The organism is Longimicrobium sp., from assembly GCF_036387355.1.
GTDB lineage: Bacteria > Gemmatimonadota > Gemmatimonadetes > Longimicrobiales > Longimicrobiaceae > Longimicrobium.
Window position 1 is genome coordinate 1 of record NZ_DASVTX010000312.1, and the last position, 26,717, is coordinate 26,717.

The following is a 26,717-nucleotide window of genomic DNA, read 5'->3' on the forward strand; positions in this document are numbered from 1 at the left end:
TCGGGACGCCGAACTGCCTGCGCTCCGCCGCGTAGCCGGTGGCCGCCTCCAGGCAGGCGCGGATGATCCCTACGCAGCCGCAGGCCACGCTCAGCCGTCCCAGCTCCAGCACCGACATGGCGACCGCCATCCCGAACCCCGGCCCGGCGAGCCGGTTTTCTTTCGGCACGCGGACGCCGTGGAACTCGATCTCCGCGACCATGCTGGCGCGCGTTCCCGTGACGCCCAGCGGGCGGACGGTGATGCCGGGCGCGCGCAGGTCCACCAGGAGCGCGAGCGGCTTTCCGCCCCCGCGGGCGAAGGTGAGGAGGACGTCCGCGATCTGCCCGTAGGTGGTCCACCGCTTCCGGCCGTTCAGCACGTACACGTCGCCGTCCGGCTCCGCCGTGGTCTGGATGGCCGCGGCGTCGCTCCCCACCTCCGGCTCGCTCAGGCCGAAGGCGCCGACCGTTTCGCCGCGCGCCATGGGCGCAAGCCAGCGCTCCCGCTGCGCGGCCGTCCCCCATCGGGCCACGGCGTGGCAGGCCATGGAGTGGACGGTCAGCAGCGAGCGCACGGACGAGCACCCGCGCCCCAACTCCTCGTTCAGCAGGGCGAAGGTAACGGCGTCCATCCCCGCGCCCCCGTACTCCGCGGGGACGGCGGCGCCCAGGTACCCGGCATCCGCCATCGCGCGCACCAGTTCCGGCGGGGTGCGCGCGGCGCTGTCCCACGCGCCGGCAAAGGGGGCCACGTGCTCGCTGGTCCACGCGGCGAACCGGCGGCGGGCGGCCTCGCGCGACGCGCCCAGCCCCATGCGGGGGCCGTCGTCCGCCGGGGGGGCAAGGGGCGGGGCGGATTCCAGCAGCGTCACGGGGTCAGGCCACCCCGGCGCCGCGCTTGCGCTCCACGAACGCGGTCAGCGCGTCCACGCTGCGAAAGTTGTCGATGTCCAGGTCGTCGCTCTCGCAGGTGACGCCGAAGGTGGACTCGATGAACTGCACCAGCTGCATGGCGAACATGCTGTTCACGTACCCGCCGGCAAAGAAGTCCTCGCCGTCGGCCAGTTCCTTGCCGCGCACGTGGCGCGAAACAAAGGCCCGGATCTGCTCCCTGTCTTCCATCTGCATTCGTAGAGGTAGGGTCCCGTCAGGCGGCCGCGGGGGCCGCGGCGGGGACGGAGTAGTCAAAGAAGCCGCGGCCGGTCTTTCGGCCGTGCAGCCCGGCGTCCACCATCTTCACCAGCAGCGGCGCGGGGCGGAACTTGGGGTCGCCGTAGCTTTCCTGCAGGATCTGCAGGGAGTGCAGAATGGTGTCCAGGCCGATCAGGTCGCCGGTGGCCAGCGGCCCCATCTTGTGGCCGAAGCAGGTGACGAAGATGCGGTCCACGTCCTCGGCCGACGCCACGCCGTCCTGCACCTCCCACACGGCCTCGTTGATGGTGATCATGAGTACGCGGTTGCTCACGAAGCCGGGAAGGTCCGTCACCACGATCCCTTCCTTGCCCATCTGCCGCAGAAAGCGCAGCCCGGTGTCCACCGTCTGCTGCGAGGTGTGGTAGCCGCGGATGGTTTCCACCACCGGCTTGAGCGGCACGGGGTTCATGAAATGCATGCCCAGAACCCGGTCCGGCCGCCCCGTCCACGAGCCGATGCGCGTGATGCTGATGCACGATGTGTTGGCCGCGAAGCAGGCGTGCGGCGGGCACACCCGGTCCAGCAGGGGATAGATGGACTCCTTGACCGGCACCTTCTCGGTCGCGTTCTCCACCACGAAGTCGGCCTCGGCGAAAGGCCCGTAGTCGGTGGTAAAGGTGATGCGGTCCAGCACCTCGCTAGGCGACGGGCCGCCGCGCGTGCCGCTGAACATGCCGTGAAAGCGCACGTTCTGCCGGATCTGCGCGCGGGCGGTGTCCAGCACGCCCTGGTTCAGGTCCAGCAGCAGCACGCGGTGCCCGGTCTGCGCCAGGTTCTGCGCTACACCCACGCCCATCACGCCCGCGCCCACCACGCCGATGGTCGACAGACCGGGCGCGGGTGCGGGCGGCGCCTTGTCGGTCATCGCCATCCGTCGGTGTTCGTCAGTGTTGATGATGAAAACGGGCGCGGCGCCGGACCCCGCGGAGGAGCCCGGCGCCGCGCCCGGCGTGCCTCAGCCCAACCCCTGCTGCTGCATCTTTTCGCGCAGCGACTTGGGGCGCATGTCGGTCCACACCTCTTCGATGTAGGCCAGGCACTCGGCCTTGAGACCCTGTTTGCCCACCGCGCTCCAGCCCAGCGGCAGTTCGCGGTCGGCCGGCCAGATGGAGTACTGCTCCTCGTGGTTCATCACGACCTGGTAGATGGTCGTGTCTTCGCGCTCTTCGCTGCTCATGGTCCGCAGAGGTTGAGAATGGTGGGCCGGTCCGCCGGGCGGCCGGCAGCGCCGCGTCCGCAGGGGCGGGACGCGGGCAATCTAACACACTTGCCGCAGTTTTTGGAACACCCTTGCGCCGCATGCGCATCGCCGCCGCGCAACTCGTCCGGAGTGGACGCACTCTGGCCCCTGAAGGAGGATCAGCCCCTCACCCCGCCGCTCCTTCCGGGCAGGAACGTGAGATTCCGGAGAGGTGCCCGCTACCCAGACGCCATCGCATGCACAGACGACGTCACGGGAATCTGAGGGCCCGAAGGTGCTCGTGGCAACGATGGCGGCATGGGAGCGGCCGGACGGGAGGCGCAACGGAGGAAAACCCGCCGGCCCGTCCCGTTACGCCGCGTTGCGAATCACCTGGCCCAGCCGCGCGATGCCTTCGCGGATGTTGTCAGCGGACGGATACGAGAAGTTGAGGCGCATGCAGTTGCGCCCCGCCGTGCTGCCGGGGACGGCGAACGCCGAGCCGGGCACAAAGGCCACGCCGGCCTCCAGGGCGGGGCGCAGCAGGGCGGCGGCGTCCAGTGCGCGGGGCAGCTCCACCCACACGAGCGCGCCGTTGCGGGGCGTGCTGTACCGCGTGCCGGCGGGAAAGTGGCGGCGGATCTCCTCGATCATCACGTCGCGCCGGCGCTGGTAGGCGGCGCGGATGGTGGCAAGGTGGCGCGGAAAGTGGCCGGAGTCCAGGTATTTGGAAACCAGCCGCTGGCTGAAGGTGCCGCTGTCCAGGTCCGCGCCGTCCTTGGCGCACCCCAGCACGGGGACCAGCGCCTCGGGGGCGATGATCCACCCCACGCGAAACCCCGGTGCCAGCACCTTGCTGAACGAGCCCACGTACAGCACCCACTCGTCGTCCAGCGCGCGCAGGGGCAGCTCCGGGTTGCCGAAGTGCAGCAGCCCGTACGCGTCGTCTTCCACAATGGGGACGCGGAACTCGCGGGCGAGCTCCACCAGCGCGCGGCGCCCTTCCGGGCTCACGCTGCACCCCAGCGGATTGTGCCCGTCCGTGACGCAGTAGATGAAGGCGGGGCGCTCGCCCGATTCCAGGTGCGCCCGCACCGCGTCCACGTCCATCCCGCTCTCCAGGCTGGAGGTGACGGTGAGCATGCGCGGCGCGTACGGCTCCACCACCTGCTGAAAGCCCATGTACACCAGTTCGTCGCAGATCACCGTGCCGCCGGGCGGCAGCAGCACGCGGGCCAGCAGGCTGAGCGCCTGCTGCGCGGCGGTGGTCAGAAACACCTGCTCCGGGCGCACCGTCACGCCGCGCGACGCCATGAGCCCGGCAATGTGCTCCTTGATCTCGCGCGAGGCGGGGCGGTACTGCAGCGCGTCCAGGTCGCCGAACAGCACGCGGTCGGCGGCCCTGGCGTACTCGTCCACGGGAAAGAGTTCCGGCGCGGGAAGGCCCAACGCAAAGGAGATCACGCCCGGGCGGCCCATCAACCCCAGCATCTCCTGGATGGTGGACGGGCGGATGGCGCGGGTCCACGCGGCCAGCGGCAGCCCCGCGATGGTGTGCGGGGTCTCGGCGCGGGGCACGAGAACCGGCGGATCGATGGTGATCATGCGAAGGGGTCCGGCTGCTGGAAATCGCGGTGCGGCGGTGCGCGGGGATCGCCCGCGCGGATGACATTCGGAGAGGTGCCGGAGGCGGCAAGTGGACGAAGTGTAGCAGTTCCGCCAGCCGTCTCTGTTCAGCAACGATAACGGCGGGAAATGGAATTGCGCAAGCATTTGTCCGAAAAGGATTCGAAGTGTACGCACGGCGGGGCTGGAGGGACATTCGGTGGGTGCGCGGGGTGAGCGGATGAATCCGCCGCAACAACGGCGGAAAGTCCCCCCGAACGGAGGGGAGACTTCACCTGCACGGGGCGGATGATCGGGTGCCGGTGGCGGAACTCACGGCGGCCCCCACCCGGGCCGGCACCACCGGCCCACCCTCCCCCAGAACAGACTGGGGGAGGGTTGTTTGCGCGGCGACTGCTTCGGTGCGGATCCGCCAGGGGCGGAGCGACTCGAGTCGCCCCAACAACGGCTGAAAGCCTCACGATACTGCCGTGAGGCTTGCTCCTGCGCGAGGGCCGCGATCGGCACCGAACGCGGCCCTCGCACTGAGGTCTCCCTTCCGCCAGGTTTTTTGGGGGAAGGGCTGGGGATGGGGGCCCCTCTCCGCCGCGCCAACCCATCGGGCCCGCTCCAGACTTTAGTTGCCGTGTGCTCCCTCTCCCACATCTGTTCGTGGGAGAGGGTCGTCGTGCGCAGCACGCGGGGTGAGGGCCACAGCCGCGGATGCGCACGTCACTCTCACTCAGCACGCTTTTTTCCGTCCCCGGACGCTCCTGCCGGCCATCCCTCCCCCTGCATATCAGCGCGTCAGGCACTCACATATCCCGCCACGTCCGCACCTGCTCCGGCGCGCCGCGTGGACGCGGGAATCCGCGCCGTGGCTGGATTTGTGAGATTCAACTGGACAGGTCGTCGGGAAGTGGTTATGTTGATTGCATCTGGCGTCATACGCCAAACGGCCATCGACCGACCTGAACCCATCCGGCCCATGCAACCGATCGCCCGTCCGCTCATCGTCATGCACTCCGACGGCGTTTTCCGCGAACGCGTGCGGCGCGTGGGGAACGCGCGGTTCAAGCTGCAGTTCGTGGACGACTGGGACGCGCTGCGCAAGGCGCTGAACGAGTCGCCCCCCGCCGCGCTGGTCGTGGCGGACCCGTACACCCGCGCCTACGGCACCGAGACGGAGCTGGCGCCGGAGCTGCGCTCCATTCTGTGGGAGTTCCCCACCGCCACCGTGATCGCCGCGCTGGAGGTGCGCCGCGGCCGCGTGCGCGACCTGCGCACGCTGGGCGAGTGGGGCGTCAAGGAAGTCATTGCGCTGGATGAAGAAGACACGGTGGAGGCCATCAGCCGCCGCCTGCGCTCCGCCCAGGGCCGCCCGCTGCAGAGCCTGCTGGAGCGCTCACTCCCCAGCAACCTTTCCGGCCGCGCCCGCGCGCTGCTCATGGCCGCCGCCGAGGTGGTGGCCGAGGGCGGGCACGGCCGCGACCTGGCCTCGTCGCTCAAGCTGAGCGAGCGGACGCTGCTGCGGTGGGCCGAGCAGGCGGACCTGCCGCCGCCACGCCGCGTGCTGGCCTGGATGCGCGTGCTGCTCGCCTGCGAGCTGCTGGACGACCCCGGCCAGACGGTGCTGAGCGTGGCTTACACCTGCGGCTACGCGTCGGACAGCTCGCTGCGGCGCGCCGTGCAGGAGTTCACGGGCGTGATGCTGACCCAGCTTCGCAAGCAGGGCGCGTTCGCCACGGCGTCGGAAAAGTTCCTGGTGGAGATTGAGGACGCCCGCGAGGCCGGCCGCATCGCCCGCAAGGAAACCAAGGGCGCCGACGACGGATCGGATCTGCCGCTGTCGCGCATTCATCCGCCGCACGACGACATGTCGCTGGCCGCCACGCTGGCCGGCTCGCCGGAGCGCCCGCGCCGCCGGGGCCGCCGCAAGGCCAACCCGGTCTGACGCACTGATCGTCCAACGTACAGAAGGGCCCGCGCACACCGCGCGGGCCCGTTCTGCATCTCCGGAGGACGGAGAATCTCCGCGAAACGCAAGCTGGCCCAGCCGGCCCCGCGCACGGCGTGGTTCCTGCTACCACGTCGATGTGCGGCCTGCGTTCACCCGGGCCGCCGGTACCACCACACGACAGGCGATGCAATCAGACCAGGGCGGGGGAGCGGGGCGGGGCGGGGGCGTGCCGCCGCTTGTGGGACGGGGAGAATCGGAAACGCTGCTGGCCGGGGTGGAAACGCCCGCGCAGGCCAGCCGCGAGGCCCGCGACGCCGAGCCGCCGCGCGGGCCCGCGCCCGAGCACCGGCCCCTGGCGCGCCGCGTGGTGGAAGGGATCATCGACGGGCGCTCGCACCCGTTTCTGCGCGTCATTGCCTACTACATCCTGATCGTAGCGCTGATGTCGCTGGCGGTCTACTACGTGCCCACGGTGCGGCGCGCCTTTCTGTCCCCGGTGGCGCTGCCGCTGGAGACGGGAGGCTCGCTCACCGCCGGCCCCGTGGGCGACTTCGGCAGCCGCCTCTCGCTGGAAGAGGCGCTGCAGCGCGCCATCAGCACGCTGCTGGTGATCGTGGGGGCGCTCACGCTGGTGGTGCCGGTGGCGTGGGTGTACATGCTCACCAAGCGCTTCCGCTTCGATCCCGCGCTGGTGGCGTCCGTCATCATCCTCCCCATCGTGGTGGCGGGGATCGCGCTCGTGGTCAAGAACAGCATCGCGCTCGCCTTTGCCCTGGCGGGGATCGTGGGGGCGGTGCGCTTTCGCAACACGCTCAAGGACCCGCGCGACGCGGTCTACATCTTTCTGGTCATCGTCATCGGCCTGAGCGCGGGGGTGCAGGCGCTGGACGTGGCGGTGGTGATCTCGTTCGCGTTCAACATCGTGGTGCTCATTGTCTGGAAGTTCAACGTGGGCAGCATCTACAGCGGCCGCTACGCGCGCACGGGCATTCTTTCCGTGGGCGCACAGCGGCTGCTGATGGCCCAGGAGCCGGCGGCGCAGCGCGAGGTGCGGCGGCGCATGCTTGACCAGGCCACGGACATCAAGACGGACGGCATTCTGCTGGTGCACAGCCATCAACCGGACCTGGCGCGGCTCACGGTGCAGGAGGCGCTGGCCGACACGGCCAAGGCGTGGCAGCTGGTGGACGTGGTGCGGCGCGAGGACGGGCTGCGCACGCTGGAATACCTCGTGCGGCTGAAGCGTACCTCCACCGCGCCGGAGCTGGTGGGCGCGCTGGACGAACGATGGTCGGAACAGGTGGCCGCGGCGGAGTACGTTCCGTTCCGCGCGCGCAGCCGCAAGCGCAAGAAGAATTGAGACCTCTTTGGGAACGGGTGGCCGTTCCGCGGGCAACGGAGTGACGTACGCGATGCAGATGCAGAGATGGATGCGCGGGGTGCGCCTGGGGTGCGTGGCCGCGCTTCTGGCCGTGCTGCCCGGATGCGGGCTCAAGAGCTTCGGGCTGGGCAGCCTGGTGCCCGGGCTGGGCGGCGCCGACTCGGTGGCGCTCAACCTGGTGCTCATCGGCGACGCGGGGCTGCCCAACCCGTCGGGCGAGCCGGTGCTCAAGGCGCTGCGCGACGAGATCGCCAAGGCGCCCAACCGCAGCTACGTGGTGTACCTGGGCGACAACATCTACCCCGTGGGGCTGGAAGACACCACCACGGCGCAGGGCAAGGAGGGGCTGCGCATCCTTCGCGCGCAGATGGCGCCGCTGCTGGAGACGGGGACGCGCGGCCTGTTCGTGCCCGGCAACCACGACTGGGGCAACGGCATTCCCGAGGGGTGGGCGCACGTGCGCCGCGAGGAGCGGTTCATCAACCTGAACGGCAACGGCATCGTGGGGATGGAGCCCCGCGGCGGGTGCCCGGGCCCGGTGGTGGTGGACGTGGACAACGTGGTGCGGCTGGTGGCGCTGGACACGCACTGGTGGCTGCACGCCGGCGACAAGCCCGGGCGTGGCTCCGACTGCCGCCCCAACACCGAAGCGGGGATCGTGGATTCGGTGCGCGCGGCGCTGGCCTCGGCGGGGCCGCTGCACACGGTGGTGGTGGCGCACCACCCGTTCGTTTCCGGCGGGCAGCACGGGGGCTACTTCGACTGGCCCACCTACCTGTTTCCGCTGCACCCCTGGGCGCGGCTGGCCGGCCTGTTCGCGCGGCAGGACGTGACGGGGCGCGAGTACCGCAACATGACGGTGCAGCTTTCCGGCGCGTTCGCGGTGGATTCGCCGCTGGTCTACGCCGCGGGGCACGAGCACAGCCTGCAGGTGTTCGGGCGGCGGCCGCTGGTGCCCGCGCGCTACCACATCGTGAGCGGGGCGGGCATCTACGGGCACACCACGCCCACGCGGCGCATCACCGGCATCAGCTACATCCGCCAGGCGAGCGGCTTTCAGCGCATCACCTTTCTGGCGGACGGGCGCATCCGGCTGAGCGTGGTGGTGGTGGACTCGCGGGGCAACGCGCACGAGGACTACAGCACCTGGCTGGTGGACCCGCGGGTGCAGCGCCGCATGGCGGCCGATTCCGCCGCCGCCGCGGCCCGTGGCGCGCCGATGCCCGCCCCGGCGCCCGTGCGGCCGTCCGCTCCGGGCCCGGCCTCGCCGCCCGCCGCGCCCGCGTCTCCCGCCGCGCGCCCGGAGCGGGAATGATGCGCCGCTTCGCGGTGCCGGCCTGCCTGGCGCTCGGCGCGCTGTTCCTGCTGCCGCGCGGGGTGCGTGCGCAGGGGCGCGACACCGTGGTGGTCCCCGGCCCGGAGTACCGGGCGGGGCCGCTGTGGCAGACGCTGTTCGGCCGCACCTACCGCGACCTGTGGGCGGCGCCCGTCCGCGTGCCCGTGCTGAACCTGTCCGCCTTCGCCGGCGGGCTCACCCCCACGGAGCGGGGCGGCGGCAACCAGACGGCGTCGCTGCGCTTTCGCGGCGCGGACGGGCGCGAGTACGCATTCCGTTCGCTGAACAAGCGGCAGGCGAGCGCCAACACTCCCGGGCTGCGCCGCACCTTCGTGGGCGGCGTGCTGCAGGACCAGGTGAGCTCCCAGGCGCCGACGGGCCTGATCGCCGCGGGCGGGCTGATGCGCGCCACGGGTGCGCTGCACGCCCCCGCGACGCTGTTCGTGATGCCGGACGACCCGCGGCTGGGCGAGTACCGCGCGCAGTTCGCGGGGATGGTGGGGACGGTGGAGGAGCGGCCGGCGGACGGCTTTGGCGGCGCGGCGGACGTGGAGGGGACGGAGGAGTTCCTTTCGGAGCTGGAGGACGACCCGCGCAACCGGCTGGACGCGCGCGAGTTTCTGCGCGTGCGCCTGCTGGACCTGGTGATGAACGACTGGGACCGACACGGCGACCAGTACCGCTGGGCGCGGTTCGACCAGCCCGGCGGCATCCGGCTGTGGCGGCCCATTCCCCGCGACCGCGACTACGTGTTCGTGGACTACGACGGCGTCGCCATCAGCGTGGCGCGGCAGGTGGCGCCCAAGGCGGTGCGGTTCGACCCGGGCATCGGGCAGGTGCGCGGGCTGGCGCTGCAGGGGATTGACCTGGACCGGCGCCTGCTGGGCGGGCTGGACCGCGCGGCGTGGGACTCGGCCGTGGCGCAGGTGCGGGCCGGGCTCACGGACGCGCTGATCGCGGAATCGGTGCGGATGGTCCCCGCGGAGCACTGCGCCCTGCGCTGCGCCCTGTTCGAGCGGCGGCTGCGCGAGCGTCGGGACCAGCTTCCCCGGGCCGCGGCGCGCTTCTACGCCATGCTCGCGCCGGAAGCGGAGGTGCACGCCACGGACATGGCGGACCGCGTGATGGTGGACCGCACGGCGGACGCGGTGACCGTGCGCGTCTTTGCTGGGGCGGACACCGTCGCGGCGCCGTACTTCCGGCGGCGCTTTGTGCGCGGGGAAACGCGCGAGGTGCGGGTGTGGATGCACGGCGGCGCGGACCACGCGGAGGTGCGCGGGCGCGGCGGGCCGCTGGTGCGCATTCTGGGCGGCGGCGGGGACGACCGCATGGAGGACCGCGGCGCCGGCGGGAGGACGGTGTTCTACGACGACCGCGGCTCCAACACCTTTGTGCGGGCGCGGGGGACGGTGGTGGACAGGCGCTCGTACACGCCGGACCAGGAAGGGGAGGCCGTGAACGCGCGGCTGGCGGAGCCGGGGGGCGGCCAGCCGCGCGACTGGGGGTCGTCGTCGTCGCTGGCGGCGCCGTACGCGGGGTTCCGCCCGTACATGGGGCTGGTGGTGGGGATCGGACCCAACTACGAGCGCCACGGGTTTCGCCGCCAGCCGTTCGCCGCCAAGCGGTGGGCGCGCGCGCTGTGGGCGCCGGAGCACAACCGCTTCGGGCTGGAGGCGTACGCGGCGCGCACGGTGACGGGCGGGTCGCGCATCGGATGGGTGTTCGCCCGCGCCTCGGAGCTGGAAGGGACGCTGCACTACGGCTACGGCAACGCCACGGAGCGCTCGGACCACGAGCGCGCCGTGGTGCGCGAGCGCCAGGTGCTGGTGGAGCCCGGGGTGACGCTCCCCCTCTCGCGCTCCGTGGCGCTGACGGCCGCGCTGGTGGCCCGCTACACGGACCCCGAGGTGCGCGCCGGCTCGCCGGCGGACGCGGTTCCGGTGACGGGGACGGACCCGTACCTGGCGCTGGGCGCGCGCGCCGCCGCCTCGTGGGACCGGCGCGACGACACCACCTACCCCCGCCGCGGCGTGCTGGTGTCGGTGGACGCGGCCGGGTTCCCCGGGCTGGGGCGCGACGCCGTGCTGGGCGCGGGGGTGGTGGGCGGGTTCTACCGCACCCGCGCCCTGGCTTCGGCGTACCTGTCCGCCGGGCGGGGCCCCGTACTGGCGCTGCGCGCCGGCGGCGAGGCCGCGGGGGGCGAGTTTCCCCTGCAGTACGCCGCGCAGCTGGGCGGCTCGCGGTCCATCCGGGGGTACGAGACGGCGCGCTTTGCGGGCGACCGCGCGGCCTTCGGGTCCGCCGAGCTGCGGACCGTGCTCATGCGCGCCAACCTGGGGGTGCGCGGCGACCTGGGCGCGCTGGCCTTTGTGGACGCGGGGCGGGTGTGGTACGGCGGCGAAAGCGAGGGCGACCTGCACACCGCCACCGGGGGCGGCCTCTTCTTCCGCTTTCAGACCCTGTCCGCCAGCGCGTTCTACGCCCGGGGGGAGCGGGGCCGTGTGTACCTGCGCCTGGGGCTGCCGTTCTGACCACCATGTCCGCACCCCATCCCCTTTCCGGCCCCGTGGCGCCCGCCCTGCGCTACGATTCCGGCATTCCCGAAACCCTGCGGCGCATTGCCGCGGACCCCCCGCCGGACGGACTGGTGGCGGGGGAGCCGCGGCTTTCCGTGTGGCGCGACGTGTACTGGGACACGGAAGCGGGCGACCTGGAGGCGCGCGGCGCCTGGGCCTGCGTGCGCCACTACGAGACCGGGACGCGGCTGTTCGCCGTGCGCACGGGGCGCCCGCACGAGGGCGGCGTGCTGGTGGAGGAGTCGGTGCAGCCCGGGCAGGAGGCGCTGGACGAGGTGGCGATGTTCTGGGGGCAGCTGGAGCCCGCGGTGCGCCTGCGCGCGCTGGCGGACCCCGGGCTGCTCGTGCCCCGCATCCAGGTGGAAACGCACCGCACCCACCGCGTTCACCGCACGGAGAGCGGCGACGCGGCGGAGGTGGCGTGCGACGCCATGGTGGCGCGCGACGGGCGGCTGCGCGCGGAGCTTTCCGAGGTGGTGATCGCCCCCATCCAGGGGGACGTGGAGCGCATCGCCGCCCCGCTGCGACACGCGCACGGCCTGCCTCGGGTGGACGACGACCGGCTGGACCGCGCGCGGGCGGCGCTGCGCGAACGCGAGCTGGACGGGCTGGAGCGCGCCGTCCGGGGTGCGCGGCGGGTGGCCGTGCTGGCGATGGACCACGGCCGGGTGGCGCTGCGGCGCGAGCGGGCGGCCCTGCGCATTCCCTCCGGCCCCGGGGCGGGGGAGGACGCGTGCCGCGAAGTGCTGCGCGGGTGCTTTGGCCACGACGGGGCGCGGGTGCGGCTGCTGGGCACCGGCCCGGGCGCGGGGGAGCGCGCCGCGGTGGAGGTGTGGCTGGCGGAGGGGGTGCAGGCCTCGCCGGAAGACGCCTGCGAGCTGGTGCACGTGCCGCTGGGCGAGATCCTGGCGTCCGTCGGCTCGCCGGCGCTGCGGGAGCACGACACGCTGGTGGCGCTGCACGTAGCCGCCCGCTCCGCGCTGCCGCTGGGCGAGCGCGGCCACCCCGAGGGCGCGGACGACGCGGAGGCGCGCCGCACGCTCACCGAGCCGCCCCCGCCGGAGGAGGGCGACGCCGCCCGGCTTGCGCCGGGGACGCTGCTGAACATGGAGTTGAGCCTGCTCGCCTTCAACCGCCGCGTGCTGGGGCTGGCGGAAGACGAGCGGGTGCCGCTGCTGGAGCGGGTGCGCTTTCTGGCCATCTTCGGCGGCAACACCGACGAGTTCTTTCGCGTGCGCGTGGCCGGCTTCAAGCGGCAGGTGTCGCTGGGGAGCGAAAAGCGGACGATTGACGGGGTGCGCCCGCAGGACCAGCTGGACGCCATCGGGGTGCGCGCGCGCCGGCTGGTGGAGCGCGCCTACGCCCTGCTGCACGAGACGCTGCTGCCGCAGATGGCGCGGCACGGGATCGCCGTGGCCGGGTCGGGCGTGTCGCTGGACCGCGAAGAGCGCTCCTGGGTGCGCGACCACTTTGAGCAGGAGGTGCGGCCGCTGCTCATGCCGCTCACCGCCGGCCCGGAGCACCCGTTCCCCCACGTGCGCAACCTGCGCCCCGCGCTGGCCGGCCTCATCCGCGACCCCGGCACGGGGGAGGAGCGGCTGGGGATCGTGGAGCTGCCGGACGGCTCGCCGCGCTTTGTGCGCATCGGGCCCACGCGCCGCTACGTGGCGCTGGAGGAGGTGATCGCGGCCTACTTCGGCACGCTGTACCCCGGGATGGAGGCGGACATTCCCCACGCCTTTCGCGTGACGCGGAGCGCGGAGCTGCACCTGGACGACCGGCAGGCGGAGGACCTGCTGCACGCGGTGGAGGAGCAGGTGCGCAAGCGGCGCTTTCGCCCCGTGGTGCGGCTGGAGGTGCAGCGCGACATGCCCCCGGCCGTGCGCGCCCAGCTGCTGCGCGAGCTGCAGTACGAGGCGCCGGGGCGGGTGACGGCGCTGGGGGAGCAGGACGTGTACGAGGTGGAGGGGATCATTGACCTGCGCGCCCTGCGCGAGCTGGCGGACGAGGACGTGGACGGGCTGGTGTATCCGCCCCCGCCCCCCGCGCGCATGCCGCTGGACCCGTCGCGCTCGGTGTTCGACCTGCTGCGTGAGCGCGAGGTGCTGGTTTCCTTTCCCGAAGACTCGTTCGAGGGAACGGTGGAGCGGCTGGTGACGGAGGCGGCCGGGGACCCCGACGTGCTGGCCATCAAGCTGGCGCTGTACCGGACGAATCCCAAGTCGCGCATCGTGGAGGCGCTCACCCGGGCGGCGGCGGCGGGCAAGCAGGTGGTGGCGCTGGTGGAGCTTACGGCCCGCTTCGACGAACTGAGCAACATCCAGTGGGCGCGGTACCTGCGCGGCTACGGCATCCACGTCATCTACGGCGTGCCGGGGCTCAAGGTGCACGCCAAGATCGCGCTGGGGGTGCGCCGCGAGGGGGAGGCGCTGAACCGCTACGTCTACATCGGCACGGGGAACCTGAACGCGAGCACGGCGGCGTTCTACACGGACCTGGGGTTGATGTCGGCCAGCCCGGCGCTGGCGGCGGAGCTGAACGACGTCTTCAACGTGCTCACCTCGGCGGCGCCGGCGGCGGAGTTCAACCACCTTCTCGTGGCGCCGTTCACCATGCGGCGGCGTTTCGTGGAGATGATCGACCGCGAGGCGGACCACTCGCGCGCCGGGCGGGGGGGATGGATCCGCGCCAAGTTCAACGGCCTGGCGGACCGGGAGATCATCTCCGCGCTGTACCGGGCGTCGGACGCGGGGGTGCGCATCGACCTGCTGGTGCGGGGCCTGTGTGCGCTGCGCCCCGGGGTGGCGGGATTGTCGGAGAACATCCGCGTGTTCAGCGTGCTGGGGCGGTACCTGGAGCACGCGCGCATCTTCCGGTTTGAGAACGGCGGCGATCCGGCGTACTACATCGGCTCGGCGGACTGGCGGACGCGCAACCTGAGCAGCCGCATCGAGGTGGCCGTCCCCATCCGCGACCCCGCGCACCACGCGCGGCTGGACGAGCAGCTGAACGAGGGGCTGGAGCGCCCCGAGCTGTGGGAACTCGGGGCGGACGGCACCTACTACCAGCGGCCGGAAGTCGCGCCGCGGCAGGGGATCCCGTCGTACATCCCCGCGCCGCGCCCGGAGGCCGCGCCGGAGCTGGAGGCGGACGACGAGGCGCAGGAGGCCCGGCACTGGCCGCGGCTGGGCGGACGCCGTCGATGAAGCGGGGATGGACGGCGCCCGCGGCGGCGCTGCTGGTGGCGGCGTGCGCCCCGGGCGATGGCGGGAAGGCGGCAGAGGAGCCGCGGCAGTGGTGCCAGATCGCGGCGTCCGGCATCAACCTCCCCTCGCAGGTGCGCGAGACGAGCGGCGCGGCCCTCGATCCGCGAGGCGGGGGCGTGTTCTGGACGCACGGCGACAGCGGCTCGCCCCCGGAACTGTTCGCGCTGGGCGAGAACGGGGTGCCGCTGGCAACGGTGACGCTGCGCGGGGCCAAGAACCGGGACTGGGAGGATCTGGCGCTCGGCCCCTGCGCGGGCGGCCAGTGCCTGTACGTGGCCGACACGGGCGACAACACGCGCCGCAAGAAGGAGCCGGCCGCGCTGTACCGTGCTCCGCTCGGACGGCTGTCGGGGGAGCACAAGGTGGATGCGGAGCGCTTCGAGGCGCGCTTCCCGGGCGGGTCGCGCGACACCGAGGCGGTGTTCGTGCTGCCGGACGGCTCCGTGTACCTGATCAACAAGGGCGAGCACGAGCCCGTGGAGCTGTTCCGCTGGCCCACGCCGCTGGCGCGCGGCCCGGTGGAGCTGGTGCGCGTCCGCCAGCTCGCCCCGCGCGCCGACCAGCTGGGGGACCGCGTGACGGGTGCCGGGGCCAGCCCGGACGGCCGCTGGGTGGCGGTGCGGACGTATTCCACGCTCGCGCTGTACCGCACCGCGGACCTGCTGGGGAGCGGCGGGCCGGCCTACACGCTGGACTTGGCGCCGCTGGAAGAGTCGCAGGGTGAAGCGGTGGCGATGGGCGCGAACGGCATGATCCTGCTCACGAGCGAAGCCGGCCGCTCGCACATCCCCGCCCGCGCCACCTGGCTGCGCTGCGCGCTGCCAGCCTCGTAACGGAAACTGCCCTCACGCGGAGGACGCCGGGAACTGCGCGGAGGTCACGGGCACACCGCGGGCTGACGACGTGAAGCGCGCGCCAGACTCTGGCGCGCGCTTCACGTTTCTCGTCCTTCCGTCTTGTCCACTTTCGTACTCTCGTACTTTCGTACTTTCGTACTTGAGTCCTCGCACTCCGCACTCAGCACTTCCGCACTCCCCTTCACAGCGGATCCGCCGCATGCACCCGCTTCTGCGGCACCAGCGGGATCCCGAGCAGAAAGTGCAGTTCCCGGCGCAGGCGGCGGGCCCAGGCGCGCTCGTTGTGGGCGCCGCCCATCTCCACGATGAACATGAGGTCGTGGCCGGTCTTGTAGCCCTTCTGCGTCAGGATCTCCTTCATCCGCCGCACGTCGTGCAGTTCCTCGCTGCCCTCGCTGGTGCCCACGTCCAGGTAGATGCGCCCCGGCGTGAACGGCCGTTCCTGCACGAACGGGTAGATGCTGCGCCCCGCGAACCACAGCGCCGGGCTCATCACCCCGGTGAACCCGAAGACGTCCGGGTGCTTGAAGAACGCATACAGGCTGATGAGCCCGCCCATGGACGACCCCGCGATCCCCGTTCCCTCCCGGTCGGTGCGCGTGCGGAAGTCGCGGTCTACCAGCGGCTTGACCGTGTGGATGATCCAGTCCACGTACTTGTTGCCCTTGCCGCCCTGCTTGTGCCGCCGGTCCGTCCACGGGCTGTACTCGTTCAGCCGCTCCGGGCCGATGTTGGGAAGGCCCACCACGATGGCCTCCAGCCCCTCGTCCGCGGCGGACTCCAGCGTCTGGTCTACCTCCCACTCGTCGCCAAAGCTGGTGGCGCGGTCGAACAGGTTCTGCCCGTCGTGCATGTACAGCACGGGGTAGCGCCGGCTGGTGTGCCCGTACGAGGGGGGCAGGTACACCAGCACGTCGCGCTCGTTGTTCAGCTGCGGGCTGTGCAGGCCGCGCAGCACCTTGATGCTGCCCACCACCGTGTGGTGCCGCCCGTCATCCTCGCCCAGGTAGTCCTGCCACTCGTCCCCGCCGCGCTGCGCCGCCTGCTCCGAGTCCGCCGCCACCGTCTGCTCGTCCGTCATGTATCCGTACAGTGCCTGGAAATCGCGTTCGTAGATCTGCCCTCGGCCGCCCGTCTATCAACAAGCGTTCCGCGTTGAGGATCAACTTACCTGGAAGGGCAGGAGCCAGGGAATAGGGAATAGGGAATAGGGGAGAAGGAGATAGGGACGGCGGGGCTCCGGCCTTTCTCGTCTCTCTGTGCCTCCGTGCCTCTGTTGGAGATTTCTGTTGCTGTTCCTCCGTGACCCCCGTGAAACTCCGTGATCTCCGTGAGAGACGCGGTTTTCCGTATCCGTTTACAATGATTGCAGTTACGTGAATCTCAGGTGCACGGCCGAAAAGCCGCGGGCATCGAGGGTCTTGCGCGCGCCTCCCGGGCCTCGTATTCTGGTTGAGAATCGTTCTCAATCTCAAACGCTGTCCGGGCTTGCCCGGCTGTTTTTCCGGTTCTCATGCGATCTCTGGTTGCCCTTGGCCTTGGCGGCGTGCTCTGCGCCGCGCCCGCCCATGCCCGGCCCGGCCTGCCGGGCGACACTACGCCCGCCCTGGCGCGCGTGATGGCCGACACCACGGCCCGCATCCGCTTCAACATCCCCGCGCAGCCGCTGTCGTCCGCGCTGCGCGACTTCGCCCGCCAGTCGGACCTGCGGCTGCAGGTGGACGCCGAGGCGGCGGCCTCGCACCGCGCGCCCGCCGTCTCCGGCACCCTCACGGCGCCCGACGCGTTGCGCATGCTGCTGGCGGGAACCGGGATGTCGGCGCGCATCGTGGACGGCGAAACGGCCTTCGTGACCCGCGCGGGCGATGGCGAAAACCGCACGTACGCCATGACCGCCATCACCGTGGTGAGCGAGCGCAGCCGCGGCTACGGCGCGCCCCGCTCCATGACAGCGACCAAGACGGACACCCCGCTGCGCGACGCGCCCCAGTCGGTGAGCGTGGTGACCAACCAGGTGATCGCCGACCAGGCCATGCAGGGGATGGCCGACGTGGTGCGCTACGTTCCCGGCGTCACCATGGGGCAGGGCGAAGGGCATCGCGACGCGCCCACCATCCGCGGCAACTCCTCCACCGCCGACTTCTTTGTGGACGGGGTGCGCGACGACGTGCAGTACTATCGCGACCTGTACAACACGGAGCGGGTGGAAGCGCTCAAGGGGAGCAACGCCATGATCTTTGGGCGGGGCGGCGGCGGCGGGGTCATCAACCGCGTCACCAAGGAGGCCCAGTGGGCTCCCACCCGCGTGATGACGTTCGAGGGCGGCTCGTTTGACCACCGCCGCGGGATGATCGACGTGGGGCAGGGGCTGGGCGGCAGCCTGGCCGGGCGCTTCAACGGCATGTACGAGAACTCCGGCGGCTTTCGCGACCGCGCGGCGCTGGAGCGCTACGGCGTGAACCCCACGGCGGCGCTGGCCATCGGCGGGCGCACCACGCTGCGCGCCGGCTACGAGTTCTTTCACGACGACCGCACGGTGGACCGGGGCATCCCCTCGTTCCAGGGCCGTCCGTCGCGCGCGCCGGTGACGACCTTCTTCGGCAACCCGGACCTGAGCATGGCGCGGGTGGATGCGCACAGCGCCACCGCCACGCTGGAGCACCAGGCCGGCGGGCTCACGATCCGCAACCGCGCGCGCTGGGCGGACTACGACAAGTTCTACCAGAACAGCTACCCCGGCGCGGTGAACGCCGACGGCACGCAGGTGTCGCTGGCCGCCTACAACAACGGCACGCAGCGCACCAATCTGTTCAACCAGACGGACCTGCTGTTCGGGCTCAACACCGGCCCCGTGCGCCACGGCCTGCTGGTGGGCGCCGAGTTCGGCCGGCAGGACACGCACAACCGCCGCGAAACCGGGTACTACAACAACACGGCGACCAGCTTTGCGGTGCCGCTCAACGCGCCCACGGTCACCACCCCCATCACCTTTCGCCAGAGCGCCACGGACGCCGACAACCGCGCCGAGGCGACCATCGCGGCGGTGTATCTGCAGGACCAGGTGACGGTTGCGCCCATGCTGCAGCTGCTGGGCGGCATTCGCATGGATCGCTTTGACCTGGACTTTCACAACCACCGCACGGACGAGGACCTGAGCCGCAAGGACGTGCTGGTGTCGCCGCGGGCGGGGCTCATCTTCAAGCCCATGGAGTCGGTGTCGCTGTACGGAAGCTGGAGCGTGAGCTACCTGCCCAGCAGCGGGGACCAGTTCAGCTCGCTGACGGCCACCACCAAGACGCTGGAGCCGGAGGAGTTCACCAACCGCGAGCTCGGCTTCAAGTGGGACGCGCGCACCAACCTGAGCTTTACCGCCGCGGTGTACCGGCTGGACCGCACCAACACCTCCGCGCCCGATCCGGCGGACCCGTCGCGCATCGTGCAGACCGGCGCCCAGCGCACCACCGGGTGGGAGCTGGGCGCCATGGGCAACATCACCGACGCCTGGCAGATCGTGGGCGGCTACGCCAACCAGTCGGCGAAGATCGTGAGCACCACGTCGGCGGCCAAGGCGGGTCAGCGTGTGGCCCTGGTCCCGGAGCAGACCTGGTCGCTGTGGAACCGGGTGCAGGTGGCGCGCGGGCTGGGGTTCGGGCTGGGCGTGGTGCACCAGGGCGAGATGTTTGCCGCCATCGACAACACGGTCACGCTCCCCTCGTTCACTCGCTGGGACGGTGCCGCGTACCTGCGCCTGACCCGCTTCCTGAGCGCGCAGGTGAACGTGGAGAACCTGATGGACGAGCGGTACTATCCCACGTCGCACGGCAACAACAACATCATGCCCGGCGCCTCGCGCACCCTGCGCCTGTCGCTCACCACGCGCCGGTAGTTTCTGGCAGATCGGTGGATCGGGGATGATGAACGGCGGCGCGGCTCCGGATTCGGGGCCGTGCCGCTGTTTTTCGTGGGGTGGATGGCGGCGCGGGCTGCGAACGTGCGTGCGACCGCCCGGCCAGAGCGAATGAATTCGCCGCTGGAACAGCACGAAGTCCGCCTTCGCGGACTGCGGCGGCTGCATCGGTGCGGAATGCGAAACTCGGCGCGTCCGCCCGGCCAGAGCGAATGAATTCGCCGCTGGAACAGCACGAAGTCCGCCTGCGCGGACTGGGCCCTCAGCATTGGTTCGGCCCCCCGCGAGCCGCACCGGGCACCGGGTTCTACGGTGCTCGCAACTCCTTTCTGCGCAACAACCTGTCATCCTGAGGAGGCGCCGGACGCACTCTCAGCCGCGCCGACCTTTGGCGCCGACGAAGGATCTACTTACCGCCCGTTCCAACTCCGCTGGCTGCGCTGACGTCGGCCCAGGTGTGTTGTCGTTCGTGCAGTCGAAGCCCCGAGCGTGGACGCGACAGCGGCCACGCGTCGGGGCTTACCGCGTTCAGAGCGGTGGATTCATCCGCTCAGGGAGGCACGCCGCAGCCTCGCATTCTGCTGTTGGGGCCGAGTTGTGGCCAAGACCCTATTTCTACTCGGCGGGAGGAAGTGGAGGGCTTCATTTCAGGCCGTAGACGCGCGCGGGGCGGGGTGTCTACAATAGGCGCCGATTGTCGCGCCCGTGTTGGGACGCGACGTGCACCCGCGCCGCGCCTACCATGTCCCGCGTGCGACACCGCAGCCGGGCCGAGTTGCCGCCCTCCCCCATCGAGTTCGCCTACCCACTCGCCATTCCCGACACAACCGTGCTCGGCGAGGCGATCCTGCACGAAACGCCCGATCACTTCGCGCTCCACGTCTTTCAGGCCCTGCGGCTCACGTTCTCGTGGGCCACGGGGCCGGATACGTGCGCCCCGGAGTTCGACCACACGGACCTGGCCGACTGGGAGGCCGACGTGCTGCGGACGACGGACGTGGACGAGGCGCTGTGGGCCCCCGTCGCCGTGATCGCCGGCGAACTGGCGCGTCCGGCCGACGTGGAGCCGGACCGCCTTTCGAACGCCTGCCTCGCCGTGGTGGACTGGGCCCTCGGCCAGGAGGCGTTCGGCACCGCCATCCTGTTTGCCGAGGCCGCGGCCGTGGTGTGGCCCAACAACGCGCGCCTGGCCTGGATGTGCGGCAAGATCTACCGCGAACGGCAGAACCACGGGCTCGCCGCGATGTGGTTCCGCCGCGCCCGCCGCGTCGCTGTCTGGACCGGCGATGCGGAACTGCAGGCGACCGCGCAGAACAGCCTCGGCAATCTGAAAGTCCATCTGGGTGACCTGGCGGGCGGCCGGGCACTGCTGCTGTCGGCGGTCCGCACGGCCAAACGCAACGGTCTACGGGAGCGGCAGGCCAAGGCGCTTCACGATCTTCTGCTGGCCTGCATCTACGAAGGCCGGTTCGATGAAGCCGAGCGGCACGCGGTCCGAGCGTTCGCGCTCTACGGCCCGGATCACACCAACATTCTCTACCTGGCTTTCGACGTCGCGGTGCTCTGGAACTACCAGGGCCAGTTCACCCGCGCACTGAAGGTTCTTCAGGCGCTCCATGGACGATTCACCGAGCCTCATCGGCAGCTTCGCGTTCTCGCGAGCACAGCCCGTGCGGCGGGCGCCGTACGGGACGCGGACGCGTTCTACCGGGCGTGGAACGCGGCGTGGATGCTGTTGGACAGCGGTGAAGTCGAGTTCTTGAGGGCCGCGGCTCCCCTTGAACTTGGATTGGGGGCATTGAGCCTGAGCTTGTGGGAGCACGCTGAAATCGCGCTCACCACTTCGCGCGATGCCGCCGTGGAGGGACGTGAAAGCGAGGTTCTGGCGCGAGCCGAATCCGCACTCGACTATCTGCAAAGACATCAGGCCGCCGACAGGCATGCCCGTCCGCCATCCATCAGTGGATCCGGCGACCTCTCTGCTTCACTGGTCCAGTCGCTCAATGCACGTGCAAACGTCGTGAGCGACGCAGGGAAGGATTAGGTGCCGGAGCCCATTCCGATCCCGTTGTCGCGTGAACCGGCGGGTGGAGGAACCTGCGTCGTGTCGTTCTGGACCGATACCGGGGCTCCTGACGGTGCCGCCGTCCGTGGCTCCACCGGGCCTTCCGCGCAGCCGGCGGTGATCAGACATGCGAGCGTGGCGATCAGGAACGCAAATCGGCGCATGGAGGCTCTCCCGGGTATCCGGACGACGTAGGAAGGCCACCAAGATGCGCTCCGTGAACGTCCACTTGCAACACATGTACAGCCTGAAATGAGGTCTCCGGTCGTACCGCCGACGGGGCTGCTGACGCATCCGCGGCGCACGCTGTTCGTGCTGGCGCTGGAGTTCGCGGACGCGTCGGCGGAGGTGGGCGGGTACGAGGTGCGCGCGATGGAGAGCTGGGCGGCGCTGGCGGAAAGCGTGCGGACCGCCGCGCCGTCCAGCGTAGTGCTGGTGCGCGCGCCATCGGACGTGGGCGGGCAGAGCGTGGGCGGGCTGATCCGCGCGACCCCCTCGGTCCCGGTGGTCGCGGCCGCTTCGTTCCGCTTGGCGGGCGCCGCGGGGGTGCGCGCGCTCATCGCGGAGGGCGTGGCGGAGATCATCAACAGCGATGTGCTGCCGGCGCTGGCGGGAATGGTGCCCACGCTGCGCCGCGCGCACGCCCGTCCGCTCAAGCGCCGCATGGAGGCGGGGCTGCCCGTGTGGCTGCCGGAAGAAGCGCGAACGCTGCTCCGCGCCGCGGCGGACACCGTGGTGGACCTGGGCGGGCGCACCCTGCTGGCCGAAAGCTTCGGCGTGTACGTGCGCACCGTGGCCGAAAAAGAGCGCCGAACTGCATCTGCCCCCGCCCCGGCGCCTGCTGGGGTGGGCGCGCGTGCTGCTGGCGCTCTCGCTGCTGGAGGAGCCTGAGCGGACGGTGATGAACGTGGCGCAGGTCTGCGGCTATCGCGACAACAGTTCGCTCAAGCGCGCCATCGAGAACTTCGCCGGAACGCCGTCGCTCGCCTCCATCCGCGACCAGAGCTTCGCCGCCGCGTTCGACGGATTCCTCACCGAACTGCGCGGCCTTCGCTACGGGACGGGCAGACGCACGCGGGCGGCGCCGGCCTGAAACGGATCGCCATCATCCCCCCCGGATCACCGCGCGAACATCAGGTTCTGCACCGGAGCGGCCGGCGCGCCCTCCGCCCGGACGATGTCCGCGAGCACGCTGTCGGCCACCGCTTGGGCCCGGCCGTGGGGCTCCGGGATCGTGTTCATCGTATGATCGAGAAAAGCAGCGGCCGGACCGGCTGCATCTCCGCAATCCGCTCACCCCGGCGCGGATCCGTGGCGGGAGAACCGCGCCTCTCACGGAGTCCACGGAGGCCGCACGGAGGTCACGGTACATCCAGAGCGCGGCGGCCACGGTACATCCGGAGCACGGCCCGCCATCAGCGCCCGCCACCCACCTTGGCGCCGGAGTGTCATTCTGAAGGAGGCGCTTCGCCCTGCCTTCCCTCGGCACACATCGGGGCGCCGAGGGAAGAATCCCGCGCCACACTCGCCCGCACACGACCAGTTGCGCGTCGTCCCCGGCCTCTGCGGGCGCCGCGGAGAGTGCGCGGCACGCCGCGCCTGCCAGCGGCGCCCCGGATGCTTCGGTTCGGGATCTTTCCGTCGCACATGGTTCGGCGCCGCCGCAGGCGATGGTGCGTTGCTCCTTCAGGATGACGCGCGGAGTACGAGGTGGGAAGCGAGCCGGGACGGCTGCGGCGGCCGTGAAGGAAGAGTGTCTGGGCACCCCGCGGCGGATCGCCGCTTCTGACTGCTGATGTTGCGGGTGCGTTGACCGCGATGCCATGCCGTTCCATCACGATGCGCGTGGTCGCAATCGGCTGCACTCGCGCGCCCGGGGTGCAGCCGCGCGGCTGCACCGCAGCCCAAATGCGGCACCGTCCGCGTATCGATAAAAATTCTAAACCGTTGCGGGATTGCGACTTACGAAATCCGGCACGCGGGACCGCCGGTTGCCTTGATGGAGGGCACACGTCAGGACGACGTGCACCCGCACTCCGAGGCAGAACCATGCGTCATCAAATCATCGCCGCCGCCATCGCGGCGTTCGTCTGCGCCAACACCGCCGCTGCCCAGGCCCCCGTCCCCACCGCCGCGGACAGCGCGCTCGCGGAATGCAGCGCCGCCGCCCGCGCCAAGAACGAAGCCGCGGCCCTCTCCGCCGCCGACCGCGCGGAAAGCCTGTACCGCGCCCAGCTCGCCGCGCCCGGCCGCGGCGCCTACGCGCGGGTGGGGATCGCGCGGGTCATCGGCGAGTGCCGCATCGGGTTCGCGGACTTCATGAGCCAGGGGCGGCTCTCCGGCCAGTCGGTGGACCTGCTCAAGGAAGCGCTCGCCATCGACAGCACCCACTGGTCCGCCCGCTTCGTCCTGGCGATGAACTACTTCTACGCGCCGGCGTTCCTGGGCCGCGCGGATGACGCCGCGCGCGAGTTTCAGCACCTGATCGACCAGCAGGGCGGCCGCACCAACCCGCCGGTATACGCACAGCCCTGGATTCGCCTGGGCGAACTGCACGCCCGGCAGCGCCGCTATGCCCAGGCACTGGCGGTGTGGCGCCGCGGAGCCGAGCTTTTCCCCGCCGAGGCGCGCTTCGCCGAACTGATCCGCGAAAACGAGCGCCGCGCCCAGGCTCCGGATTCCGCTGCGCCCGCGCCCGCCCTCGCCGCGGCGCCCGCCGCGGCTCCGGCCCCCCCGTCCGCCGCGAGCACCGCCCCACCCCGGGCCGGGCAGCGCACGGTGGCGCTGGAGGCCATCACCGTGCACGCCAGTTCCAGCCGGATGGACGACACGCGCAGCGGCACCGCGCTCAAGCGGCTGGACGTGCTCATGACGCCGGGCGGCACGGCGGACCTCATGCAGGCCATCCAGACCGGCCCGGGCACCACCCGGGCCGCCGAGGGGAGCGACCTGTACGTGCGCGGCGGCGACCCGGCCGAGTCGCCCGTGTGGGTGGACGGCGCGCGGCTGGTGTACGCGGGGCGGTACGAGAACCTGAACGGCGCCGCGTTCGGCGTGCTGGACCCGGCGGTGCTGGGCTCCGCCTCGTTCAGCAGCGGCGGCTTCAGCGCGCGGTTCGGCAACGCGCTTTCCGGCGTGCTGGACGTGGAAACGCTGGGCCGGCCCACCACCAGGGCCGGCGTGCTTTCCGCCAACACCGTGGGCGCGGGGGCCATGATGCAGACCCCGCTCAGCCGCACCGTCGGCGCGTGGGGCGCCCTTCGCGCCACCGAGGGATCGCTTATGCTGGCGATGCACGGCCGCGGCGACGAGTTTTCGGTGTCGCCGCGCGGGCTGGAGGGGATCGGCGGGATGGTGTGGACGCCGCGCCCGGGGTGGCAGGTCAAGGCCACCGGGATGGTGGATGAAGACGAGTCGGCCCGCGGCATCACCGCGTACGGCTACACGGGCGCGTTCCGCAGCCGCGGCGGCACCCGCCTGGCCACGCTGAGCGCGCGCGGCGTATCGCGCGACGGGCGGACGGCCATGCGCGCCACGCTGGCGGGAACCGAGCGCACCAGCCGCTTCGGCTTCGGGGTGATGGACCGGGCGCGGACGGACCAGACCGTGTCGGCCCGGGTGGATGCGGACCGCATGGTGGGCGGGGGCCGCCTGCGCGTGGGCGCCGAAGCGGCCGGGATGGATGCGCGCCGCACCGGCACCACGCCCACCACCGACCAGCTCGCCCCCGGCTCGCCCTCCGTCGTGGAGACGGCGGAGCGGGACGACGCGTCGCACCTGGGCGGATACGCGGAGTACGAGTGGGCGCCGGGCGGCCGCGTGGGCGTGGTGGCCGGCGTGCGCGCGGACCGCCTGCCCGGCGAGGATGCGTGGACGGTGGATCCGCGGCTGGCGCTGGCGCTGCGGACGGGCGCGTGGACGCTGCGGGTGGGTGGCGGTGAGTTTCACCAGGGGCGGTGGCGTACGCGGTTCGCGCTGCCGAACGCGGGATCACCGTCGGGCACGCCCACGCGCGCGCGGCACCTGGTTGCGGGCGTGGAGCGCGCGGGCGAGCCGTCCATGAAGGTGGAGGTGTACGGCAAGGAGTACGATGGATACGCCGCGGCCGGCGCGGGCCCGCAGATCCGGGCGGGGCGCGCGGCGGGGATGGACGCGGTGGTGCGCTGGAGCAGGCAGGACCGTTTGAACGGATGGGTGACGTACTCGGCGCTGCGCGGCCGCGTGGACCTGGCGGATGGAAGCACGGCGCCCTCCGCGGTGGATGTGACGCACTCCTTTACCGGCGTCGCCACGCTGCGCCTGCCGTACGACCTTCAGCTGGGCAACACGCTGCGCTACGCCACGGGCCGTCCGTATACGGAGCGCGATTCCACGGGCTACGGCGCCCCGAACGGCGGCCGGCTTCCGGAGTACCTGCGGCTGGACACGCGGGTCACGCGCTTCTGGACGGTGGGCGGGCGGTTGCTGGTGACGTACGCGGAGATGCTGAACACCACCAACCGGCACAACGTATCGGCGTACAGCTACGACGAGGCGAGCGCCCGCCGCACCACGCAGCGCAACTACTTCGCAACGCGTACCCTGGTGCTGGGCGGCAGCCTCAACTTCTGAGGCGCTTTGAGCGCGATGAAAAGACGTTGGGGTACATAGGAACAGAGAACCACCAGAGATACAGAGGCCGGCGGATGGTTCCTCTTTATCTCTGGCTGTTCTCTGTTCCTCTGCAACTTTCGCTTTTCCTCCGCGTTTCTCCGCCACCGGGAGCAGACCCCAACCGCGCACTTTCGTACTTTCGTACTTTCGTACTTCCCTACTCCGCACTCCGCACTCCGCACTCCGCACTCTGCACTCCGCACTCCGCACTCAGCACTCCGTGACCCCCATCCCCGCTGCCCTCGCCTTCTTCGCCGCCGGCGCCGTGTTCTTCGGCACGGCGATGCTGCTCCTCTTCAACCCGCGCAGCCGCAGCGTGCGCTGGTTCGGGGTGGCGCAGTGCCCCACGCTGGTGTGGCTGCTCATGCAGGGGTGGTGGCTGCTGGCGAGCGGCGGGCCGGGCCGGGCGTTCTACGGCGTCATCCACATGATTCCGGCGTGCTTTCTGGGCTTCGCGCTCGTGGCGGGAAAGTCGCGCCCGGACTGGCAGGCCGCGCTGGGCGTCGCGGCGGGCGCGCTGTTCCTTCCGTGGGCGGCCAACGGTGACGCGCCCCGTGACCAGGCCATCCTCGTCACCGTCGCGCAGGTGGCCATGTGGATCACGGGAATGACGCTCCTGGTCCGCTCCCGGCGGCGCGACACCGCGGCGCCTCCCGCGCCGAGGCGGCGGCTTGGCGTGTGGGTGGCGGCGGGATTGATGGTGGTGCTCCCGGTGGGGATCATCGGCGGGCACCTCACCAACGGGGCGAGCTCGCT

Annotated in this window: 19 protein-coding genes; 12 read left to right on the plus strand and 7 right to left on the minus strand. The window is 71.3% G+C overall.

Annotation, left to right across the window (positions count from 1 at the left end; translation table 11 throughout):
- The 5 genes from VF665_RS13440 to VF665_RS13460 form a co-directional block, all read right to left on the minus strand.
- A partial coding sequence (locus tag VF665_RS13440) for an acyl-CoA dehydrogenase family protein (RefSeq protein WP_331053942.1) occupies window positions 1–853 on the minus strand: 853 nt, incomplete at its 3' end.
- A 4-nt stretch (window positions 854–857) separates the two neighbouring features.
- The gene (locus tag VF665_RS13445) at window positions 858–1,103 is read right to left on the minus strand and encodes an acyl carrier protein (protein ID WP_331053943.1); all 246 of its coding nucleotides are present in this window, start codon (window positions 1,101–1,103) and stop codon (window positions 858–860) included.
- A 25-nt stretch (window positions 1,104–1,128) separates the two neighbouring features.
- Complete coding sequence (locus VF665_RS13450; RefSeq protein WP_331053944.1) at window positions 1,129–2,046, minus strand: 3-hydroxyacyl-CoA dehydrogenase family protein; 918 nt, start codon at window positions 2,044–2,046, stop codon at window positions 1,129–1,131.
- 84 nt (window positions 2,047–2,130) lie between these two features.
- On the minus strand, window positions 2,131–2,352 hold the full coding sequence (locus tag VF665_RS13455) for an MbtH family protein (protein WP_331053945.1): 222 nt from the start codon (window positions 2,350–2,352) through the stop codon (window positions 2,131–2,133).
- Between the two features lie 375 nt (window positions 2,353–2,727).
- Complete coding sequence (locus VF665_RS13460) at window positions 2,728–3,960, minus strand: PLP-dependent aminotransferase family protein (RefSeq protein ID WP_331053946.1); 1,233 nt, start codon at window positions 3,958–3,960, stop codon at window positions 2,728–2,730.
- A gap of 988 nt (window positions 3,961–4,948) precedes the next feature.
- Between VF665_RS13460 and VF665_RS13465 the strand changes: the two genes are divergently transcribed.
- The 6 genes from VF665_RS13465 (at window position 4,949) to VF665_RS13490 (ending at window position 15,312) form a co-directional block, all read left to right on the plus strand.
- Entirely contained in the window at window positions 4,949–5,914 is a 966-nt protein-coding gene (locus VF665_RS13465) for a helix-turn-helix domain-containing protein (RefSeq protein ID WP_331053947.1), read from the plus strand.
- A gap of 190 nt (window positions 5,915–6,104) precedes the next feature.
- Window positions 6,105–7,280, plus strand: coding sequence for a DUF4956 domain-containing protein (locus tag VF665_RS13470; RefSeq protein WP_331053948.1), 1,176 nt, complete (start codon window positions 6,105–6,107; stop codon window positions 7,278–7,280).
- A gap of 52 nt (window positions 7,281–7,332) precedes the next feature.
- Window positions 7,333–8,616, plus strand: coding sequence for a metallophosphoesterase family protein (locus VF665_RS13475; protein ID WP_331053949.1), 1,284 nt, complete (start codon window positions 7,333–7,335; stop codon window positions 8,614–8,616).
- A complete protein-coding gene (locus tag VF665_RS13480) occupies window positions 8,613–11,168 on the plus strand; it encodes a BamA/TamA family outer membrane protein (protein ID WP_331053950.1) in 2,556 nt (851 codons plus the stop codon). Before VF665_RS13475 ends, VF665_RS13480 begins: the two co-directional genes overlap by 4 nt.
- 5 nt (window positions 11,169–11,173) lie before the next feature.
- Window positions 11,174–14,419 carry a polyphosphate kinase 1 gene (gene ppk1, locus VF665_RS13485; RefSeq protein WP_331053951.1) on the plus strand — a complete coding sequence of 1,082 codons (3,246 nt, stop codon included), beginning with the start codon at window positions 11,174–11,176 and terminating at the stop codon, window positions 14,417–14,419.
- A complete protein-coding gene (locus VF665_RS13490; protein WP_331053952.1) occupies window positions 14,416–15,312 on the plus strand; it encodes a hypothetical protein in 897 nt (298 codons plus the stop codon). The genes ppk1 and VF665_RS13490 overlap by 4 nt, the downstream gene beginning before the upstream one ends.
- Window positions 15,313–15,517: 205 nt before the next feature.
- Here the strand turns inward: VF665_RS13490 and VF665_RS13495 are convergent, their stop codons facing one another.
- Window positions 15,518–16,417 carry an alpha/beta hydrolase gene (locus VF665_RS13495; protein ID WP_331053953.1) on the minus strand — a complete coding sequence of 300 codons (900 nt, stop codon included), beginning with the start codon at window positions 16,415–16,417 and terminating at the stop codon, window positions 15,518–15,520.
- Window positions 16,418–16,849: 432 nt separating this feature from the next.
- Here VF665_RS13495 and VF665_RS13500 point away from each other — a divergent pair, with 432 nt between their 5' ends.
- From VF665_RS13500 to VF665_RS13515, 4 genes are all read left to right on the plus strand, one after another.
- Window positions 16,850–19,222: a TonB-dependent siderophore receptor gene (locus VF665_RS13500; RefSeq protein WP_331053954.1), complete on the plus strand. Its 2,373-nt coding sequence runs from the start codon at window positions 16,850–16,852 to the stop codon at window positions 19,220–19,222.
- A gap of 763 nt (window positions 19,223–19,985) precedes the next feature.
- Window positions 19,986–21,287: a tetratricopeptide repeat protein gene (locus VF665_RS13505; RefSeq protein WP_331053955.1), complete on the plus strand. Its 1,302-nt coding sequence runs from the start codon at window positions 19,986–19,988 to the stop codon at window positions 21,285–21,287.
- Window positions 21,288–21,560: 273 nt separating this feature from the next.
- Window positions 21,561–22,199, plus strand: coding sequence for a hypothetical protein (locus VF665_RS13510; protein ID WP_331053956.1), 639 nt, complete (start codon window positions 21,561–21,563; stop codon window positions 22,197–22,199).
- Window positions 22,165–22,401 (plus strand): hypothetical protein, encoded by a 237-nt coding sequence (locus VF665_RS13515; protein ID WP_331053957.1) that lies wholly within the window; start codon window positions 22,165–22,167, stop codon window positions 22,399–22,401. The genes VF665_RS13510 and VF665_RS13515 overlap by 35 nt, the downstream gene beginning before the upstream one ends.
- 26 nt (window positions 22,402–22,427) lie before the next feature.
- On the opposite strand, the gene VF665_RS13520 is transcribed toward VF665_RS13515, so the two are convergent.
- Window positions 22,428–22,550: a hypothetical protein gene (locus tag VF665_RS13520; protein ID WP_331053958.1), complete on the minus strand. Its 123-nt coding sequence runs from the start codon at window positions 22,548–22,550 to the stop codon at window positions 22,428–22,430.
- An 807-nt stretch (window positions 22,551–23,357) separates the two neighbouring features.
- Here VF665_RS13520 and VF665_RS13525 point away from each other — a divergent pair.
- Together VF665_RS13525 and VF665_RS13530 are read left to right on the plus strand one after the other, a co-directional pair.
- Entirely contained in the window at window positions 23,358–25,919 is a 2,562-nt protein-coding gene (locus VF665_RS13525) for a tetratricopeptide repeat protein (protein ID WP_331053959.1), read from the plus strand.
- Window positions 25,920–26,181: 262 nt separating this feature from the next.
- On the plus strand, window positions 26,182–26,717 hold a 536-nt coding region (locus VF665_RS13530; protein ID WP_331053960.1), incomplete at its 3' end, for a hypothetical protein.

Bases quoted from the DNA above. Each gene is read 5' to 3' on its own strand.
- VF665_RS13460 (WP_331053946.1), bottom strand. From the start codon at position 3,960: ATGATCACCATCGATCCGCCGGTTCTCGTGCCCCGCGCCGAGACCCCG.
- VF665_RS13470 (WP_331053948.1), top strand. From the start codon at position 6,105: ATGCAATCAGACCAGGGCGGGGGAGCGGGGCGGGGCGGGGGCGTGCCG.
- VF665_RS13525 (WP_331053959.1), top strand. From the start codon at position 23,358: ATGCGTCATCAAATCATCGCCGCCGCCATCGCGGCGTTCGTCTGCGCC.
- VF665_RS13445 (WP_331053943.1), bottom strand. From the start codon at position 1,103: ATGGAAGACAGGGAGCAGATCCGGGCCTTTGTTTCGCGCCACGTGCGC.
- VF665_RS13455 (WP_331053945.1), bottom strand. From the start codon at position 2,352: ATGAGCAGCGAAGAGCGCGAAGACACGACCATCTACCAGGTCGTGATG.
- VF665_RS13520 (WP_331053958.1), bottom strand. From the start codon at position 22,550: ATGAACACGATCCCGGAGCCCCACGGCCGGGCCCAAGCGGTGGCCGAC.
- VF665_RS13450 (WP_331053944.1), bottom strand. From the start codon at position 2,046: ATGGCGATGACCGACAAGGCGCCGCCCGCACCCGCGCCCGGTCTGTCG.
- VF665_RS13475 (WP_331053949.1), top strand. From the start codon at position 7,333: ATGCAGATGCAGAGATGGATGCGCGGGGTGCGCCTGGGGTGCGTGGCC.
- VF665_RS13465 (WP_331053947.1), top strand. From the start codon at position 4,949: ATGCAACCGATCGCCCGTCCGCTCATCGTCATGCACTCCGACGGCGTT.
- VF665_RS13500 (WP_331053954.1), top strand. From the start codon at position 16,850: ATGCGATCTCTGGTTGCCCTTGGCCTTGGCGGCGTGCTCTGCGCCGCG.
- VF665_RS13510 (WP_331053956.1), top strand. From the start codon at position 21,561: ATGAGGTCTCCGGTCGTACCGCCGACGGGGCTGCTGACGCATCCGCGG.
- ppk1 (WP_331053951.1), top strand. From the start codon at position 11,174: ATGTCCGCACCCCATCCCCTTTCCGGCCCCGTGGCGCCCGCCCTGCGC.
- VF665_RS13490 (WP_331053952.1), top strand. From the start codon at position 14,416: ATGAAGCGGGGATGGACGGCGCCCGCGGCGGCGCTGCTGGTGGCGGCG.
- VF665_RS13505 (WP_331053955.1), top strand. From the start codon at position 19,986: ATGTCCCGCGTGCGACACCGCAGCCGGGCCGAGTTGCCGCCCTCCCCC.
- VF665_RS13495 (WP_331053953.1), bottom strand. From the start codon at position 16,417: ATGACGGACGAGCAGACGGTGGCGGCGGACTCGGAGCAGGCGGCGCAG.
- VF665_RS13480 (WP_331053950.1), top strand. From the start codon at position 8,613: ATGATGCGCCGCTTCGCGGTGCCGGCCTGCCTGGCGCTCGGCGCGCTG.